This is a genomic window from Escherichia sp. E4385, assembly GCF_963883145.1.
Classification (GTDB): domain Bacteria; phylum Pseudomonadota; class Gammaproteobacteria; order Enterobacterales; family Enterobacteriaceae; genus Escherichia.
This window is the reverse complement of the sequence record NZ_CAWOOJ010000001.1, coordinates 417,634-435,532: the sequence shown is the minus strand read 5'-3', so window position 1 is coordinate 435,532 and position 17,899 is coordinate 417,634. Positions and strand designations below refer to the sequence as shown.

Annotated in this window: 23 protein-coding genes; 16 read left to right on the top strand and 7 right to left on the bottom strand. The window is 49.6% G+C overall.

The features are described 5' to 3' along the window. Positions 1–417, bottom strand: a complete 417-nt coding sequence (gene flgB / locus AACS80_RS02120) for a flagellar basal body rod protein FlgB (RefSeq protein ID WP_130216143.1) — start codon at positions 415–417, stop codon at positions 1–3. Between the two features lie 153 nt (positions 418–570). On the opposite strand from flgB, the gene flgA reads away from it, so the two are divergent. The 3 genes from flgA (at position 571) to flgN (ending at position 2,019) form a co-directional block, all read left to right on the top strand. Continuing rightward, positions 571–1,230 (top strand): flagellar basal body P-ring formation chaperone FlgA, encoded by a 660-nt coding sequence (gene flgA, locus AACS80_RS02115; protein WP_135409829.1) that lies wholly within the window; start codon positions 571–573, stop codon positions 1,228–1,230. A gap of 74 nt (positions 1,231–1,304) precedes the next feature. Continuing rightward, positions 1,305–1,598: a flagellar biosynthesis anti-sigma factor FlgM gene (gene flgM / locus AACS80_RS02110; RefSeq protein WP_130258289.1), complete on the top strand. Its 294-nt coding sequence runs from the start codon at positions 1,305–1,307 to the stop codon at positions 1,596–1,598. Positions 1,599–1,602: 4 nt separating this feature from the next. Continuing rightward, a complete protein-coding gene (gene flgN / locus AACS80_RS02105) occupies positions 1,603–2,019 on the top strand; it encodes a flagella biosynthesis chaperone FlgN (protein ID WP_130205509.1) in 417 nt (138 codons plus the stop codon). Positions 2,020–2,058: 39 nt separating this feature from the next. Here flgN and murJ read toward each other — a convergent pair whose 3' ends face one another. From murJ to rimJ, 4 genes are all read right to left on the bottom strand, one after another. Next, positions 2,059–3,594 carry a murein biosynthesis integral membrane protein MurJ gene (gene murJ, locus AACS80_RS02100; RefSeq protein WP_130205507.1) on the bottom strand — a complete coding sequence of 512 codons (1,536 nt, stop codon included), beginning with the start codon at positions 3,592–3,594 and terminating at the stop codon, positions 2,059–2,061. 108 nt (positions 3,595–3,702) lie between these two features. After that, positions 3,703–4,626 (bottom strand): Gfo/Idh/MocA family protein, encoded by a 924-nt coding sequence (locus AACS80_RS02095; RefSeq protein ID WP_135409828.1) that lies wholly within the window; start codon positions 4,624–4,626, stop codon positions 3,703–3,705. A gap of 1 nt (position 4,627) precedes the next feature. Beyond that, entirely contained in the window at positions 4,628–5,275 is a 648-nt protein-coding gene (locus tag AACS80_RS02090; protein ID WP_064528533.1) for a YceH family protein, read from the bottom strand. Between the two features lie 10 nt (positions 5,276–5,285). Beyond that, positions 5,286–5,870: a ribosomal protein S5-alanine N-acetyltransferase gene (gene rimJ / locus AACS80_RS02085; protein WP_130205501.1), complete on the bottom strand. Its 585-nt coding sequence runs from the start codon at positions 5,868–5,870 to the stop codon at positions 5,286–5,288. Between the two features lie 235 nt (positions 5,871–6,105). Here rimJ and mdtH point away from each other — a divergent pair, with 235 nt between their 5' ends. The 10 genes from mdtH to AACS80_RS02035 all read left to right on the top strand — a co-directional run bounded on the left by mdtH (position 6,106) and on the right by AACS80_RS02035 (position 13,530). Beyond that, positions 6,106–7,314 carry a multidrug efflux MFS transporter MdtH gene (gene mdtH, locus AACS80_RS02080; protein ID WP_130215870.1) on the top strand — a complete coding sequence of 403 codons (1,209 nt, stop codon included), beginning with the start codon at positions 6,106–6,108 and terminating at the stop codon, positions 7,312–7,314. A gap of 63 nt (positions 7,315–7,377) precedes the next feature. Next, positions 7,378–8,025 (top strand): glutaredoxin 2, encoded by a 648-nt coding sequence (gene grxB / locus AACS80_RS02075; RefSeq protein ID WP_130259666.1) that lies wholly within the window; start codon positions 7,378–7,380, stop codon positions 8,023–8,025. Between the two features lie 133 nt (positions 8,026–8,158). Beyond that, a complete protein-coding gene (locus AACS80_RS02070; RefSeq protein ID WP_032183927.1) occupies positions 8,159–8,719 on the top strand; it encodes a lipoprotein in 561 nt (186 codons plus the stop codon). A gap of 105 nt (positions 8,720–8,824) precedes the next feature. Then, positions 8,825–9,871 carry a dihydroorotase gene (gene pyrC / locus AACS80_RS02065; protein ID WP_130205495.1) on the top strand — a complete coding sequence of 349 codons (1,047 nt, stop codon included), beginning with the start codon at positions 8,825–8,827 and terminating at the stop codon, positions 9,869–9,871. Positions 9,872–9,944: 73 nt separating this feature from the next. Then, positions 9,945–10,190 (top strand): DNA damage-inducible protein I, encoded by a 246-nt coding sequence (dinI, locus tag AACS80_RS02060; protein ID WP_135409827.1) that lies wholly within the window; start codon positions 9,945–9,947, stop codon positions 10,188–10,190. Between the two features lie 284 nt (positions 10,191–10,474). After that, positions 10,475–10,729 carry a biofilm formation regulator BssS gene (gene bssS, locus AACS80_RS02055; protein WP_000414435.1) on the top strand — a complete coding sequence of 85 codons (255 nt, stop codon included), beginning with the start codon at positions 10,475–10,477 and terminating at the stop codon, positions 10,727–10,729. A gap of 114 nt (positions 10,730–10,843) precedes the next feature. Continuing rightward, positions 10,844–11,962, top strand: coding sequence for an N-methyl-L-tryptophan oxidase (gene solA, locus AACS80_RS02050; RefSeq protein WP_135409826.1), 1,119 nt, complete (start codon positions 10,844–10,846; stop codon positions 11,960–11,962). A 47-nt stretch (positions 11,963–12,009) separates the two neighbouring features. After that, a complete protein-coding gene (locus tag AACS80_RS02045) occupies positions 12,010–12,123 on the top strand; it encodes a YceO family protein (RefSeq protein WP_001253741.1) in 114 nt (37 codons plus the stop codon). Between the two features lie 261 nt (positions 12,124–12,384). Further along, positions 12,385–12,951 (top strand): cytochrome b, encoded by a 567-nt coding sequence (locus AACS80_RS02040; RefSeq protein ID WP_130205491.1) that lies wholly within the window; start codon positions 12,385–12,387, stop codon positions 12,949–12,951. A 3-nt stretch (positions 12,952–12,954) separates the two neighbouring features. Beyond that, positions 12,955–13,530, top strand: coding sequence for a YceI family protein (locus AACS80_RS02035; RefSeq protein ID WP_064528519.1), 576 nt, complete (start codon positions 12,955–12,957; stop codon positions 13,528–13,530). A gap of 41 nt (positions 13,531–13,571) precedes the next feature. On the opposite strand, the gene trhO is transcribed toward AACS80_RS02035, so the two are convergent. Further along, positions 13,572–14,624 carry an oxygen-dependent tRNA uridine(34) hydroxylase TrhO gene (gene trhO, locus AACS80_RS02030; protein ID WP_138183643.1) on the bottom strand — a complete coding sequence of 351 codons (1,053 nt, stop codon included), beginning with the start codon at positions 14,622–14,624 and terminating at the stop codon, positions 13,572–13,574. A gap of 223 nt (positions 14,625–14,847) precedes the next feature. On the opposite strand from trhO, the gene lpxL reads away from it, so the two are divergent. The 3 genes from lpxL (at position 14,848) to AACS80_RS02015 (ending at position 17,623) form a co-directional block, all read left to right on the top strand. After that, positions 14,848–15,768 carry a kdo(2)-lipid IV(A) lauroyltransferase gene (lpxL, locus tag AACS80_RS02025; protein WP_130205487.1) on the top strand — a complete coding sequence of 307 codons (921 nt, stop codon included), beginning with the start codon at positions 14,848–14,850 and terminating at the stop codon, positions 15,766–15,768. A gap of 171 nt (positions 15,769–15,939) precedes the next feature. Beyond that, positions 15,940–17,166 carry a multidrug efflux MFS transporter MdtG gene (mdtG, locus tag AACS80_RS02020; RefSeq protein ID WP_130215860.1) on the top strand — a complete coding sequence of 409 codons (1,227 nt, stop codon included), beginning with the start codon at positions 15,940–15,942 and terminating at the stop codon, positions 17,164–17,166. An 82-nt stretch (positions 17,167–17,248) separates the two neighbouring features. Then, positions 17,249–17,623 carry a MysB family protein gene (locus tag AACS80_RS02015; protein WP_135409825.1) on the top strand — a complete coding sequence of 125 codons (375 nt, stop codon included), beginning with the start codon at positions 17,249–17,251 and terminating at the stop codon, positions 17,621–17,623. On the opposite strand, the gene AACS80_RS02010 is transcribed toward AACS80_RS02015, so the two are convergent. Further along, positions 17,624–17,851, bottom strand: a complete 228-nt coding sequence (locus AACS80_RS02010) for a YceK/YidQ family lipoprotein (RefSeq protein ID WP_135409824.1) — start codon at positions 17,849–17,851, stop codon at positions 17,624–17,626. Positions 17,852–17,899 lie beyond the last annotated feature (48 nt).

The following is a 17,899-nucleotide window of genomic DNA, read 5'->3' as shown; positions in this document are numbered from 1 at the left end:
TTAATTTCCGCTTTGTAATACGTTCATCATGCCTTTGATTTGTCCGCTCAACGCGCTAAGGCTCATCTGGTATTGCAGGCTGTTATCGGCAAACTGGGTGCGTTCGCGATCCATATCCACGGTATTGCCGTCCAGTGAAGGCTGGTCCGGAATACGGTATTGCAATTCTGTGGCAGGAGGTGACAACGCCTGTGCTGGAATATGCTGCGACGAGGTCAACGTCAGCGCGACCACGCTGGTTTCATCTCTCCCGCGCTGCATCACTTTTTTAAGTTCACTGGCAAAATCCATATCGCGCGCCTGATAACCAGGGGTGTCGGCATTGGCGATATTTGCCGCCAGCACTTCCTGACGCTGGGCGCGCAGATTGAGTGCCTCTTGTTGAAAACGTAAGGCGGCGTCGAGCTTATCGAGCATATCTCCTCCGCAGATATCAAAATTCTGCCGTCAGCTTAAAGACTTTACGCGCGCGTTATCGGCGGAATAAAAGCAAAATGGGTTGCTATTTATGCCGTTGATGGTCATTGCGTACGGGTACAATTCAGGCTGTGAAAATGGCCGGGGGCAAAAATGCTGACAATAATGCGCTGTGTGGCGATCATCACGATGTTGTTCAGTCCACTTAGTGCGGCTGGCGATTTCCCCTCACAATTGCAAACCTATTTCGTTGCACAACTGGCAGGGCTAAGTGATGAGGTCCACGTTTCTATTCGTACTGCACCCAATTTATTGCCGCCATGCGAACAGCCGCTGCTTTCCATGACTAATAACGCCCGCCTGTGGGGCAATGTGAATGTGCTGGCACGTTGTGGCAACGATAAGCATTACGTGCAAGTGAATGTACAGGCGACAGGGAATTATGTTGTTGCAGCAATACCGGTTGTGCGTGGGGGAAAGCTTGACGCTGGCAGTGTAAAACTTAAACGCGGTAGACTGGATACACTACCGCCGCGTACCGTGCTGGATGCTAATCAACTGGTTGATGCGGTTAGCCTGCGCGATTTGGTCCCCGAACAACCTATACAGCTGACTATGCTGCGTCAGGCCTGGCGGGTAAAAGCAGGACAACGCGTTAACGTGATTGCCAGTGGCGATGGGTTCAGTGCAAATGCTGAAGGTCTGGCGCTGAATAACGCTTCCGTCGCGCAAAAAGCCCGCGTGAGAATGATATCGGGTCAGGTAGTCAGTGGCGTAGTGGATGCCGATGGGAATATTCTTATAAACCTGTAAGCTATTAAAGATTGCCCGTCCATTGCCGATAAATAAGCAACAAATGATAAAGCGCCCTCAATGAGGAATAAACCATGAGTATTGACCGCACTTCCCCCCTGAAGCCTGTAAGCACCGTTCAGCCACGTGAAACCAGTGACGCTCCGGTAGCCAATAACCGCGCAGCAAAAACGACGGCTACCGCCAGTACTAACGTCAAGTTAAGCGATGCGCAGGCAACACTGATGCAACCGGGTAGCAGTGATATCAATCTTGAACGCGTTGAAGCATTAAAATTGGCGATTCGTAATGGTGAACTAAAAATGGATGTCGGCAAAATTGCCGATGCGCTGATCAACGAAGTGCAACAAGATTTAATGAGTAAATAATCAGATGCCGCGTCTTGCTGAGATTCTCAACCAGATGTCTGTGGTGCTTAACGAGCTTAATATAGTGATGGTCCAGGAGCAGCAACATCTCTCTATGGGGCAGTTCACCGGTAGCCAGCTGCAACATATTACAGAACAAAAAAGCTCAATGCTGGCGACTCTGGATTACCTGGAACAGCTGCGTCGACAGGCACCGGATACAGAAATAAGTGAAGATATTGCGCAATGCTGGCAGGAAATCACCGAGAAAACGCAGCAATTGCGCCAGTTAAATCAGCATAACGGCTGGCTACTGGAAGGGCAGATTGAGCGCAATCAACAGGCACTGGAAATGCTGAAACCGCATCAGGAGCCGACACTGTACGGGGCGAACGGTCAGACCTCAACACCCTGGCGCGGTGGTAAAAAGATTTCTATTTGAAGATTTTCTCCGGCCTGCGATGCAGGCCGGAATTCTACGTTAAGCAGTACGACGAGCAAATTCTTTTACTTTGAAGCCCAACACGGCCAGTGCGGCAAAGTATGCTGCAATTCCCGCGACAACGACCGCCATCAAACGCAGTAAACGCCAGGGCATAGTGCCCAACGACCAGTCCGGCATAATATGCAACATGCCTAAAAGCACACCAGACATCACCAGTACCGCCACGAGTAAACGCAGCAGAAACGCAGTCCAGCCGGGTTGTGGGGTAAAGATTTTCTGCTTACGCAGCTGCCAGTAAAGCAGCGAAGCATTCAGACACGCCGCCAGACCAATGGAAAGCGACAGTCCGGCATGTTTCAACGGGCCGATAAATGCAAGGTTCATCAATTGCGTCAAAATCAGCGTGACGATGGCAATTTTCACCGGCGTTTTAATGTCCTGCCGTGAATAAAAGCCCGGAGCCAGCACTTTCACCACAATCAGGCCAATCAAACCTACCGAGTAGGCAATTAACGCCCGCTGGGTCATCAACGCATCAAAGGCGGTAAATTTACCGTACTGGAACAGCGAAACAGTTAACGGACCGGAGAGGATGCCCAGCGCCACCGCGCTTGGCAGCGCCAGCAGGAAACAAAGACGCAGCCCCCAGTCCATCAGACGGTTGTATTCATCGTGATTACCGCTGGCAAAACTTTTCGACAACGACGGCAGCAAAATGGTCCCCAGTGCCACGCCCAGTACACCGGACGGAAACTCCATCAAACGGTCGGCATAATACATCCATGACACCGAGCCGGAGGCAAGAAATGAGGCAAAAATAGTGTTGATGATTAAGGAAATCTGGCTAACAGAGACGCCAAGAATCGCCGGCCCCATCTGTTTCACTACGCGCATCGCCCCGGCATCGTGGAAGTTAATGCGCGGCAATACCAACATGCCAATCTTCTTCAGATGCGGTAGCTGATAAACCAGTTGCAGGATGCCGCCCACCGTAACTGCCCACGCCAGCGCCAGCACGGGTGGATTAAAGTACGGCGCTGCAAACAGCGCAAAGCCAATCATGCTGATGTTGAGTAATGTTGGGGCAAATGCCGGAATCGAGAAACGGTTCCAGGTATTCAGAATTGCCCCCACCAGCGATGCCAGTGAAATCAATAAGATATAAGGAAAAGTAATCTGTAATAACTGGCTGGTAAGTGCGAATTTGTCGGCAGTATCCGCAAAGCCCGGCGCGGTTACCATGATCACCCACGGCGCGGCGAGCATGCCGGCGACCGTCACAACCGCCAGCGCCAGTGTCAGCAGACCAGAGACATAAGAGACAAAGACCCGCGTGGCATCTTCACCCTGCTTGCTTTTATATTCCGCCAGAATCGGCACGAAAGCCTGGGAGAATGCCCCTTCAGCAAAGATACGGCGTAACAAGTTAGGAAGTTTGAACGCGACAAAAAAGGCGTCGGTTGCCATCCCTGCGCCAAAGATTCTGGCGACAATAGCGTCGCGTGCGAAGCCAAGCACACGCGAAAACATGGTCATCGAGCTGACGGCGGCCAGCGATTTTAATAAATTCATCGGTGTTCTAATCCAGACCCACGGCAAAACGCCTGCAAGGCAGGCGCTGAAAGAGGCGAATAGTCTACCTGGATTATGGTGAATTGCTACCGCCAGATGTTACAGGGTTTATTCACTCATCGCATCGCGCCAGATCTTATCAACGATGCGCTGCGCCAGCACCGCCTGTTCACCCGCGATTTGCGGAACTGTCTGATTTTGCACGCATTCAATGAAATGGCGCGCACAACCGACAAATCCACGCTGCTCGAGGGTACTTTGCCAGCCAGGAATCGGTTTATGCACCACGCCCTGCCCACGCTCCTCACGCCATTCACGCATATCGGTGATGTCGATTAATGCCCCTTCAGTCACTGCCAGCACCGCTTCACGCTGACTTCCGGCACGACGATGCATACAGGTGGTGATTTGTAACTGACCTGCCGAAAAATGGTGCTCGGCAAACAGCATTTCGCCAGACTCATTGGTCAGCAACGTACCGCTTTCGAGAGTTGCATTGCCGCCAGACAACCACAGCGCGGTATCAACCACATGCAGATAATCATCCAGCAAGGTGAAATAAAGATCGTGTGGCCCGACGCTATTGGTACGATGTTTATCCATTCTTAGCGAGGCTGCGCTGGCAAGCTGCGTTTTTAACTCACAGTACAGCGGCGCGAAACGACGGTTAAAGCCGACCATCAGTGTCAGTTTTTTGCGCGCTGCAAGTTCAACCAGTCGCTCGGCATCGCGCAGATTTTCCGCCAGCGGTTTATCGACACAGACATGTACACCTGCATTTAATAACGCACTGACCACCTCAAAATGACTGGCGGTGCTGGAGTGGACAAATACCGCATCGCAACTGGCGGCAAGGTTAGATAACGAATCGGCGTAAGGAATGCGCCAGCTTTCACAAATTGAGATGGCTTTCTCACGCGTTGGCGACCACGCCCCCTGTAGCGTCCAGTCAGACGCTGCTGCCAGCACTGGCAGCCACGCTTTTTGCGCGATGCCGCCTAAACCCACTACGCCGATACGTAATTTTTTCACGTTAATCTCCCAGATGGGCCAGCAACGAATCAAGACGCTGTTTCAGTTCTGCCACCTCGATTTCCAGGGCTTCGACGCGGGATTGTAAATCACCACCAACCGCGTCCGACGTTTCTGTAAGCACAGGCTGATCATCCACCTCGCCACTGAAAAGATGCATATAGCGGCTTTCGCGTTTACCCGGTTCGCGAGCCAGACGAACAACAAAAGGCCCATCTTCGCGATTAGCCAGTTGTTCCAGCGTTGTTTCTACTTCCGTCATATCGCTGAATTCATACATCCGCGCCGCGCGACTGCGCAGTTCACCCGGCGTCTGAGCGCCTCGCAACAACAAGGTGGTAATTAATGCGACTTCCGCGGCACTAAGTTTCAGGTCACCAAACTCAGAGTTGCAGAAACGCTGTTCATATTTGGTGACTCGATTACCAAAGCCACTCACCGTGCGCAGATAATGGCGTTTTACCAGATTATCCAGTTGCTCCTGTACCTCGGATTCGCTCAGATTCATTACCGGTTCACGGTTTGTTTTCTGGTTACAGGCCGTTACCACGCCATTCACGGAAAGCGGGTATTGCTCTGGCGTCGTCACCTGTTTTTCCAGCAAACAGCCAATCACACGGGCTTCCAGTGCGGTAAGTTGATACTTCATGAAATTCTCCTTAGCGGCCGGGCGTCCAGTCAGGGGTGGTTAATGCCGTCAGTACGTGATCGCGCCATTTTCCATCAATCAACAAATAATCTTTCGCATAGCCTTCTTTTTCAAACCCCAACCGCGCCAGCAAATCACCGCTGCGTTTATTGTGCGGCATATAGTTGGCCATAATGCGATGAATATGTTGGGTACGTTGCATATAGCGAATGGCGGCGGTCAGAGCTTCAAACATCAGTCCTTTACCCTGCCATTTTTGTCCGATCGAATAACCGAGATAACAGGCGTGAAAAGAGCCGCGTACCACATTGGAAAAATTTGCTACCCCAATAATCTCTTTCTCATCTGGATCAAATAATCCAAAGTAAAAGGCTGAGCCCTGTTTATGAAATTCGTTAATCATGCTTAACCTGGCCTGCCAGCCTGAAGGATAGCAGTGGCTTTCATCGCGCACCGGCTCCCAGGGCTTCAGGAAATGGCGATTCTCTGCGTAATAATCCGCCAGTCGCCAGGCATCACGTTCATGCACCAGACGCACGACCAGTCGGTCGGTGGTTAAGCGCACTTTTGGCACGTTACTGCGATAGCCAAACATTCTATACCTACTCCTTCCCGTAACGTCTTTAATACGCTGTAAGTATTACTATACCTGCGCAACCAGAGCCTGTGAAAAGTCCAAAATACCATTTTCTGCATTATTCACATATTTGATAAAAACTCTCTATCAAAGCGACGTTTTGATAAAAAAATATTGTCCCCGATATGATGGGAAAAATCTTAGCAGCAATGCAGAATAGAAAGTGCTCATCTTTTATTTCCCGGGAGGGGAAATGTCGCGCGTATCGCAGGCGAGGAACCTGGGTAAATATTTCCTTCTCGTCGATAATATGCTGGTCGTGCTGGGGTTCTTTGTTGTCTTCCCGCTGATCTCTATCCGCTTCGTTGATCAAATGGGCTGGGCCGCCGTAATGGTCGGTATTGCCCTCGGTCTGCGTCAGTTCATTCAGCAAGGATTAGGCATTTTCGGCGGTGCTATTGCCGACCGTTTTGGCGCTAAACCGATGATCGTTACCGGTATGCTGATGCGCGCCGCCGGATTCGCCACCATGGGCATCGCCCATGAACCCTGGATGCTGTGGTTTTCTTGTTTGCTCTCGGGCCTCGGCGGTACGTTATTTGATCCGCCGCGTTCGGCGCTGGTGGTGAAATTAATTCGTCCGGAACAACGGGGCCGTTTTTTCTCCCTGTTGATGATGCAGGACAGTGCCGGTGCGGTCATTGGCGCGCTGTTGGGGAGTTGGTTATTGCAATACGATTTTCGCCTGGTCTGCGCCACGGGGGCAATTCTGTTTGTATTGTGTGCAGCGTTTAACGCCTGGTTGTTGCCCGCATGGAAACTCTCTACCGTGCGTACGCCAGTCCGCGAAGGCATGACCCGCGTGATGCGCGATAAACGTTTTGTCACCTATGTCCTGACACTCGCGGGCTACTACATGCTGGCTGTGCAGGTGATGTTGATGCTGCCGATTATGGTCAACGACGTAGCCGGAGCGCCCTCTGCCGTTAAATGGATGTATGCCATCGAAGCGTGTCTGTCGTTAACGTTGCTCTACCCTATCGCCCGCTGGAGCGAAAAGCGTTTTCGTCTGGAACACCGGTTGATGGCGGGGCTACTGGTGATGTCATTAAGCATGATACCCGTGGGCATGGTCAGTGGCCTGCAACAACTTTTCACCCTGATTTGTCTGTTTTATATTGGCTCGATCATTGCCGAACCTGCGCGTGAAACTCTTAGCGCCTCGTTAGCGGATGCACGAGCGCGCGGCAGTTATATGGGATTTAGTCGGCTGGGCCTGGCGATAGGCGGCGCTATTGGCTATATCGGCGGCGGCTGGCTGTTTGACCTGGGTAAATCAACGCAACAACCGGAGTTGCCGTGGATGATGTTGGGCGTTATTGGCATCATCACCTTCCTTGCGTTGGGCTGGCAATTTAGCCATAAACGTGCCGCGCGTCGGTTGCTGGAACACGACGCCTGATTTGATACTCCCCCCTGACTCCTCCATACTGAAAGTGAACTGACAGCCAAATGGAGGAGTCACGTGAAGCTATATATTTACGATCACTGCCCTTACTGCCTCAAAGCCCGCATGATTTTCGGCCTGAAAAATATCCCCGTCGAATTACACGTTCTGCTCAACGACGATGCAGAAACACCCACCCGGATGGTCGGTCAAAAACAGGTTCCCATTCTGCAAAAAGATGACAGCCGCTATATGCCAGAAAGCATGGACATTGTTCACTATGTGGATAAGCTCGACGGCAAACCGTTACTGACGGGTAAACGCTCCCCTGCCATTGAAGAGTGGCTGCGCAAGGTCAACGGCTATGCCAATAAACTGCTGTTGCCGCGTTTTGCCAAATCGGCGTTTGATGAGTTTTCTACTCCCGCCGCACGCAAATACTTCATCGACAAGAAAGAGGTCAGCGCGGGTAATTTTGCCGAGCTTCTCTCACATTCTGATGGGTTAATTAAAAATATCAGCGATGATTTACGCGCACTGGATAAACTCATCGTCAAGCCAAACGCCGTGAATGGCGAGCTTTCGGAAGATGACATTCAACTTTTTCCGCTGCTGCGTAATCTGACGCTGGTTGCCGGAATAAACTGGCCAAGCCGCGTCGCTGATTACCGCGATAACATGGCCAAACAGACGCAAATCAATTTGCTATCATCAATGGCGATTTAATCCTGGCCTGCCGCGGCAGCCTGTATTCGCGGGTTGCCGCTGTTTTCAGTTTTTTCTGCTGGCGAGTTTATCGCTGGTGACACATGCTGCGTTGTGTCAGGATATTGACGCAGATTTCATGTCGAGGACTACCATGAACAAGTTTTTATTTGCCGCTGCATTAATCGTCAGTGGCCTGCTCGTTGGCTGTAATCAACTCACCCAATACACCATCACCGAACAAGAGATTAACCAGTCGCTTGCGAAACATAATAATTTCTCAAAAGATATCGGTTTGCCCGGCGTGGCTGACGCCCATATAGTTCTGACAAACCTGACCAGCCAAATTGGTCGTGAAGAACCTAATAAGGTTACCCTAACCGGGGACGCCAATCTGGATATGAACTCTCTGTTCGGTAGCCAAAAAGCAACCATGAAACTGAAGCTGAAAGCGCTGCCTGTGTTTGATAAAGAGAAAGGCGCCATCTTCCTGAAAGAGATGGAAGTGGTCGACGCGACCGTGCAGCCGGAAAAAATGCAAACCGTGATGCAAACGTTACTTCCCTATTTGAATCAGGCATTACGCAATTACTTTAACCAGCAGCCGGCTTACGTCCTGCGCGAAGATGGCAGCAAAGGCGAAGCAATGGCTAAAAAACTGGCAAAAGGCATTGAAGTGAAACCAGGTGAAATAGTCATTCCGTTCACTGATTAATTACGAGGGCGTATTTGCGCCCTTTATTTTTCGTGCAAAGGAAAACGTTTCCGCTTATCCTTTGTGTCCGGCAAAAACATCCCTTCAGCCGGAGCATAGAAATTAATGACTGCACCATCCCAGGTATTAAAGATCCGCCGCCCAGACGACTGGCACCTTCACCTCCGCGATGGCGACATGTTAAAAACTGTCGTGCCGTATACCAGCGAAACCTATGGTCGGGCCATCGTTATGCCCAATCTGGCACCGCCTGTAACAACAGTTGAGGCTGCTGTGGCTTATCGCCAACGTATCCTTGACGCCGTACCGGACGGACACGATTTCACCCCGCTGATGACCTGTTATTTAACAGACTCGCTGGACCCCAATGAGCTGGAGCGTGGATTCAACGAAGGCGTGTTCACCGCCGCAAAACTTTACCCCGCGAACGCCACCACCAACTCCAGCCACGGCGTGACGTCGGTTGACGCAATCATGCCAGTACTTGAGCGCATGGAAAAAATCGGTATGCCGCTGCTGGTGCATGGTGAAGTGACCCATGCTGACATCGACATTTTTGACCGTGAAGCGCGTTTTATTGAGACGGTCATGGAGCCACTACGCCAGCGCCTGACCGCGCTGAAAGTTGTTTTTGAGCACATCACCACCAAAGATGCTGCTGACTATGTTCGTGACGGAAATGAACTATTGGCCGCCACCATTACTCCCCAGCATCTGATGTTTAACCGTAACCATATGCTGGTTGGCGGTGTGCGTCCGCATCTCTACTGTCTGCCGATCCTCAAACGCAATATTCACCAACAGGCGCTGCGTGAGCTGGTCGCCAGTGGTTTTGATCGCGTTTTTCTGGGTACCGATTCCGCACCACATGCCCGTCATCGTAAAGAGAGTAGCTGCGGCTGTGCAGGTTGCTTTAATGCGCCATCGGCGCTGGGTAGTTACGCCACCGTATTTGAAGAGATGAATGCACTACAGCATTTTGAAGCATTCTGTTCTTTAAACGGGCCGAAATTCTATGGATTACCGGTCAATGAATCGTTTATTGAGCTGATACGCGAAGAACAGCAAATTGCTGATAGCATCGCTCTGACAGACGACACGCTTGTTCCTTTCCTGGCAGGGGAAACTGTACGTTGGTCTTTTAAGCAATAAAAAACGTAGCCACCTGTTGTCTTTAGCTTATTTTGCCTGTATAAATAACCAGTATATTCAACAGGGGGCTATTATGCGAATTGAAGTCACCATAGCGAAAACTTCTCCACTACCCACTGGGGCCATTGACGCGCTGGCGGGTGAACTTTCTCGTCGTATTCAGTATGAGTTTCCGGACAATGAAGGTCACGTATCGGTACGATATGCTGCGGCAAATAATTTATCGGTTATTGGCGCAACAAAAGAAGATAAACAGCGCATTAGCGAAATTCTACAAGAAACGTGGGAAAGCGCCGATGACTGGTTTGTTAGCGAATAATATGCAGTGATGTTTGTTTTTGCCGGGTCGCCCCGGCTTTTTTATATTTTAAGATTGTTTGTACAAATTTTACACTCCCTCAAAATAATTGCACAATATGCTAAAAAAATATGAACGACATGCTGTTTTATTGTTCATATAAATCTTAAAAGCAAAAAAATATCTCACTACCCCTTTAAAATTTCGGTGAATACCCATATTTATTGATATACTGAAGTTGCTTCAGATAAAAACGCATTGAACCTCGAATAACGTTGTCTAGTAACACGAATTAGGGGGCCATGATGGAAAAAAACAATGAAGTCATTCAGACTCATCCGCTCGTAGGGTGGGACATCAGCACCGTTGATAGCTATGATGCGCTGATGTTGCGTTTGCACTACCAGACCCCAAATAAGTCCGAGCAGGAAGGGACTGAAGTTGGTCAGACACTCTGGTTAACTACTGATGTTGCCAGACAATTTATTTCGATATTAGAAGCAGGAATCGCCAAAATTGAATCTGGTGATTTCCATGTCAATGAGTATCGGCGTCATTAACATGACATGACCATCCACCCAAAAGGCACCTTAACGGTGCCTTTACCATTTCTGGGTTGTATATCGTTTGTTACTTATTTACTCTGCTTAAACCATGAGAGCAGAGAGAAAAAAATGAAATACGATCTCATCATTATTGGCAGCGGTTCCGTAGGCGCTGCAGCCGGGTATTATGCCACCCAGGCCGGTTTGAAAGTGCTGATGACCGACAGCCATATGCCGCCACATCAACACGGCAGCCACCACGGAGATACGCGATTAATTCGCCATGCTTATGGCGAAGGCGAAAAGTATGTCCCGCTAGTACTCCGTGCGCAAACCCTGTGGGAAGAACTCTCCCGTCACAACGAAGAAGACCCCGTTTTTGTGCGCTCCGGCGTCATCAACCTCGGCCCTGCCGACTCCGAGTTTCTCGCCAATGTCGCCCACAGCGCGGAACAATGGCAACTCAACGTCGAAAAACTGGATGCACAGACAATTATGGCCCGCTGGCCGGAAATACGCGTCCCTGACAACTATATCGGGCTATTTGAGGCCGATTCCGGTTTTTTACGCAGCGAACTGGCGATTAAAACCTGGATCAAACTGGCGAATGAAGCTGGCTGCGCACAACTGTTTAACTGTCCGGTCACCGCAATTCGTCATGACGATAACGGCGTAACTATTGAAACGGCGGACGGCGAGTACCAGGCGAAGAAAGCGATCGTCTGTGCAGGTACCTGGGTAAAAGAGCTGCTACCAGAACTGCCCATCCAGCCCGTACGTAAAGTATTCGCCTGGTATCAGGCCGATGGCCGCTATAGCGTGAAGAATAAATTCCCGGCCTTTACCGGTGAATTGCCCAATGGCGATCAATACTACGGTTTTCCGGCGGAAAACGATGCTCTGAAGATTGGGAAACATAACGGTGGTCAGGTCATTCATTCAGCGGATGAACGTGTTCCGTTTGCGGAAATCGATAGTGACGGTTCCGAAGCTTTCCCATTCTTACGTAGTGTGTTGCCAGGTATCGGCTGCTGCCTGTATGGCGCTGCTTGCACCTATGATAATTCGCCTGACGAAGATTTTATTATCGATACCCTACCAGGACACGCTAATACGCTACTGATTACCGGCCTGAGTGGGCATGGCTTTAAATTTGCTTCGGTATTAGGGGAAATAGCCGCTGATTTTGCGCAAGACAAAAAAATCGATTTTGATTTAACGCCATTCCGGCTTTCCCGCTTCCAATAATCATCATCACGGCCTCTAAGTTGAGGCCGTTTTTACAGGAGCTTTTAATGCGTCGCCTGGTGAACTATCTCATCAATAATATTCGCGAACATCTCATGCTTTATCTTTTTCTCTGGGGGGTATTGGCGATTATGGATCTGATCTATGTGTTTTATTTTTAATCGCCAGGCGCTGACACAAACTGACAAAAATTTAATTTCCCTTTCATTTGGCGTGAAAATTTGAATAAGCTTATTCCAGTCGCAACAGCATTCACCAGACATCCCTCAGCCTGGAACCACTAAACTTATGAAGATTCTTTCATTATTAAATCAAAATTATTGAAATAAAAATAAATATCATTCGGATTGTTGTTTTTAAGTTGCAATTCATCTCGTGACAGGCCATTTTCATTACCTCGTGAATATGTTCTGGATGCAGTTATGCAATTCATAAATTCCCCTCAACGCTATGGTGTTATTTCTGCCGCTTTACATTGGCTAACGGCAATTATTGTCTATGGCATGTTTGCTTTAGGTTTGTGGATGGTAACGTTAAGTTATTACGACGGTTGGTATCATAAGGCGCCAGAGTTGCATAAAAGCATCGGTATTCTATTAATGATGGGGCTGGTTATTCGCGTTCTCTGGCGTTTAATTTCTCCTCCGCCTGGCCCACTGAAAAGCTATTCCCCCGGTATACGTTACGGAGCGAAAGCAGGCCATCTGGCACTTTATCTTTTGCTCTTTGCTATTGGCTTGAGCGGCTACCTTATTTCGACCGCCGATGGCAAACCCATCAGCATCTTTGGTTGGTTTGAAATCCCCGCAACGCTTGCCGACGCAGGCACGCAAGCTGACTTAGCAGGCGCTCTACATTTCTGGTTTGCCTGGAGTGTCGTCGTCCTGTCAGTTATGCACGGATTTATGGCGCTGAAACATCATTTCATCGATAAAGACGACACCCTGAAGCGCATTCTGGGAAAGTCGTCATCTGACTATGGAGTATAAAAAATGAAAAAAAGCCTGCTTGGTTTAACCTTCGCTTCCCTGTTGTTCTCTGCCGGTTCAGCTATCGCTGCCGATTACAAAATTGACAAAGAAGGCCAGCACGCCTTTGTCAATTTCCGCATTCAACATCTGGGCTACAGCTGGGTTTACGGCACTTTTAAAGATTTCGACGGTACTTTTACGTTTGATGAAAAGAATCCGGCTGCCGATAAAGTCAATGTCACCATTAACACCACCAGCGTAGATACCAACCATGCCGAGCGCGATAAACATCTGCGCAGCGCGGATTTCCTCAACACAGCAAAATATCCGCAGGCAACCTTTACGTCCACTAGCGTAAAGAAAGACGGTGACGAGCTGGATATCACAGGTGATCTGACACTGAATGGCGTAACTAAACCAGTAACGCTGGAAGCGAAGTTGATTGGTCAGGGCGACGACCCATGGGGTGGTAAACGTGCAGGCTTCGAAGCTGAAGGTAAAATTAAGCTGAAAGACTTCAATATCAAGTCAGATTTAGGTCCGGCCTCTCAGGAAGTTGATCTGATTATTTCGGTGGAAGGTGTACAGCAGAAATAATGCTGAAATGTTGCCGGATGGCGCGCATCCGGCAATGATGTTTATTCCGCAGGATCAGGTATGCCCAGTGTCGTATTCAGGCGTCCCCGCGACTTATTGAAGATTTTATTGCCATTTTCTCGCCCGGCTCGACGGCGTCGTTGTTCTTCTGGCGGTAATGCGCTCTCTTCGCAGCAAATCTCACTACAACACCCCTTGAATTTCTCAGCACACGTCGGACACTGGATAAACAGCAAGTGACAGCCATCATTTTTACAGTTGGTATGGCTGTCGCATGGCGTGCCGCACTGATGGCAATGTGCAATAATTTCATCAGAGATGCGCTCGCCCATCCGTTCGTCAAAAACGAAATTTTTGCCAACAAAACGCACTGGTAAGCCTTGTTCACGCGCCTTACGGGCGTATTCAATAATGCCGCCTTCAATATGCCAGACTTTATTAAAGCCGTTATGCTTCATCCAGGCACTGGCCTTTTCGCAACGAATGCCACCAGTGCAGTACATGACGATTTTTTTATCTTTATGCGTCTGCATCATCTCAACCGCCTTCGGCAGTTGTTCACGAAAGGTATCAGCCGGAATTTCCAACGCATTTTCGAAATGACCGACTTCATATTCATAGTGGTTGCGCATGTCGATAAACAGCGTATCGGGATCATCAAGCATGGCATTCACTTCCGCCGCTTGCAGATATTCCCCGACATTGGTGGCATCAAATTGAGGATCGTCAATCCCGTCGGCGACAATCCGCTCGCGGACCTTCATGCGCAGCACCCAGAAGGATTTCCCATCATCATCCAACGCGATATTCAGGCGTAAACCATCTAACGCAGGATCAAAAGCATAAAGCTGTGCACGAAATGTCTCGACGTTGCTCGCTGGTACACTAATTTGCGCGTTGATCCCCTCATGTGCCAGATAGACCCGGCCAAAAACACTCAACGAAGCAAATAGCTGATATAAAGCATCGCGGGTCACTTTAGGATCGGCAATATGGAAATATTTATAAAACGAAATGGTGGTGCGCGGTTCACTCTCGGCCAGCATTTTGGCTTTCAGTGCGTCGTTGGAAATTCGGTTGTGTAACACTGGCATGGTGTACGGTTCCTGCGAGGTGGGAAAGTAAAATCCGGCGCATGATATAGCAATAATCGCAAATTAACATCCACACATTTTACGCTACATTTGCGCATTAAAAATTATTAATAGTTTACATGTGCGGCATTTTCGCCCAGTCTTCAGCCTCAAATTTTGGTTGAGGGCGAAAAAATGCGACAATACATACAATTGCCCATATAGGTTGAAAGACAGGATTGATATGACGAATCTACCCAAGTTCTCCACCGCACTGCTTCATCCGCGTTATTGGTTAACCTGGTTGGGTATTGGCGTACTTTGGTTAGTCGTTCAGTTACCCTACCCAATCATCTACCGCCTTGGCATTGCGACGGGGCGACTGGCGTTACGTTTAATGAAACGACGCGCCAAAATTGTGCATCGCAACCTGGAACTGTGCTTCCCGGAAATGAGCGAACAAGAGCGCCAGCAGATGGTGATTAAGAATTTTGAATCCGTTGGCATGGGACTGATGGAAACCGGCATGGCATGGTTCTGGCCAGAAAGTCGGGTTGCCCGCTGGACGGAAGTTATCGGCATGGAGCATGTCCGTGACGTGCAGGCGCAAAAGCGTGGCATCCTGTTAGTTGGCATCCATTTTCTGACGCTGGAACTCGGTGCACGACAATTTGGAATGCAGGAGCCGGGGATCGGGGTTTATCGCCCGAATGACAATCCATTGATCGACTGGCTGCAAACCTGGGGCCGCCTGCGTTCGAATAAATCGATGCTCGATCGCAAAGATTTAAAAGGGATGATTAAAGCCCTGAAAAAAGGTGAAGTCGTCTGGTATGCGCCGGATCACGATTACGGTCCGCGCTCGAGCGTTTTTGTGCCGTTGTTCGCCGTTGAGCAGGCGGCAACCACTAGCGGCACCTGGATGTTGGCACGAATGTCCGGCGCATGTCTGGTGCCATTTGTCCCTCGTCGTAAGCCGGACGGCAAAGGTTATCAGTTGATCATGCTGCCGCCAGAGTGTTCACCGCCTCTGGATAACGCTGAAACCACCGCCGCATGGATGAACAAAGTGGTTGAAAAATGCATCATGATGGCGCCAGAACAATACATGTGGTTGCATCGCCGCTTCAAAACGCGCCCGGAAGGCGTACCTTCACGTTACTAACCTTCTTTATGCCGGATGCGCAGCATCGCATCCGGCACATCAGCATCAAATCCCCTGATTTAGCGATAAAAGCTCTCTGCATTGCGTCACTTATAAGTCAGGCGCATAATTAGTGTGCTTATCTTTTATTCTCTTGTTCACCGCGCCCTGGCGCACCAACAGCGGATTGCTATGTCACCCTGTGAAAATGACACTCCCATAAACTGGAAACGAAACCTGCTCGTTGCCTGGCTTGGCTGTTTTCTTACCGGCGCCGCCTTCAGTCTGGTAATGCCGTTCTTACCCCTCTACGTTGAGCAACTTGGCGTTACGGGCCACTCGGCGCTAAATATGTGGTCAGGGATTGTCTTCAGTATTACCTTTCTATTTTCCGCCATTGCTTCTCCGTTCTGGGGAGGATTAGCTGACCGAAAAGGTCGAAAAATTATGCTCCTGCGCTCTGCCCTCGGGATGGGTATCGTGATGGTGCTGATGGGGGTAGTGCAAAATATCTGGCAATTTCTGATCCTGCGAGCATTGCTGGGTCTGCTCGGTGGATTTGTCCCTAATGCCAACGCACTAATCGCCACTCAGGTCCCACGCAATAAAAGCGGCTGGGCGCTGGGTACGCTCTCTACCGGTGGCGTTAGCGGCGCGCTGCTCGGCCCCATGGCTGGCGGCCTGCTCGCCGATAACTACGGCTTACGTCCGGTATTTTTTATTACCGCCAGTGTGCTAATACTCTGCTTTTTCGTCACCCTATTTTGTATCAAAGAGAAATTCCAGCCAGTCAGCAAAAAAGAGATGCTGCACATGCGGGATGTCGTGACATCGCTTAAAAACCCGAAGCTGGTACTTAGCCTGTTTGTCACAACATTAATCATCCAGGTCGCCACCGGTTCAATCGCGCCAATCCTGACACTCTATGTCCGCGAACTGGCGGGGAATGTCAGTAATGTTGCTTTTATCAGTGGCATGATTGCCTCGGTCCCCGGTGTGGCTGCGCTACTTAGCGCGCCACGACTTGGCAAACTGGGGGATCGTATCGGGCCAGAGAAGATCCTGATAACGGCGCTGCTCTTTTCTGTGCTGCTGTTAATCCCTATGTCTTACGTCCAGACACCATTCCAACTGGGGGTTTTACGCTTTTTACTCGGGGCCGCCGATGGTGCGTTACTCCCCGCAGTACAAACGCTACTGGTTTATAACTCAACAAACCAAATCGCCGGACGAATTTTCAGCTACAACCAGTCATTTCGTGATATTGGCAACGTTACGGGACCATTGATGGGCGCGGCTATCTCAGCAAACTATGGTTTCCGCGCAGTGTTTCTGGTCACCGCAGGAGTTGTGTTGTTTAACGCGGTTTATTCCTGGAACAGTTTGCGTCGCCGCCGATTGCCCCAAGTGACAGGCTGATTTTTCGCCTTTCATACTTGCAAAAGCGCATAATCAGCTATTCTTTCCCTGAATACATCATCAAATCAAAGGGAGAATCGTGATGACTATGTACGCAACGCTTGAAGAAGCCATTGATGCCGCACGGGAAGAATTTCTTGCTGACAACCCCGGAATTGATGCAGATGAAGCAAATGTGCAACAGTTCAATGTCCAGAAATACATTCTGCAAGATGGCGACATTATGTGGCAGGTTGAGTTTTTTGCTGATGAAGGCGAAGAAGGTGAATGTCTGCCAATGTTCAGCGGTGAAGCTGCACAAAGCGTCTTTGACGGCGATTATGATGAAATTGAAATCCGCCAGGAATGGCAAGATGAAAATACGCTGCATGAATGGGACGAAGGCGAATTTCAGCTTGAGCCGCCTCTGGATACTGAAGAAGGACACGCTGCCGCCGATGAATGGGATGAGCGTTAATTACTCATATGGCCCATGTTGAATATCAATGGGCAGGAGTAAGGTATCAAAGACGAGGGACAACGGCAGATCGAGGATCGTAACATAGCGCCATGCGGAGTCACGAACATCCCATTGCACTCCGGGATAATATTGATTGCCATGCCCCTGCCCCGGTAAAGTGCGGCTAATGATGCTGCCACAGCCACTCAGTAAGGTAACCATGATGCCTACCACAATGAAACGCATTTGATACCTCTTTCCTAAAAAAATACCGGCATTACGCCGGTATTTTTA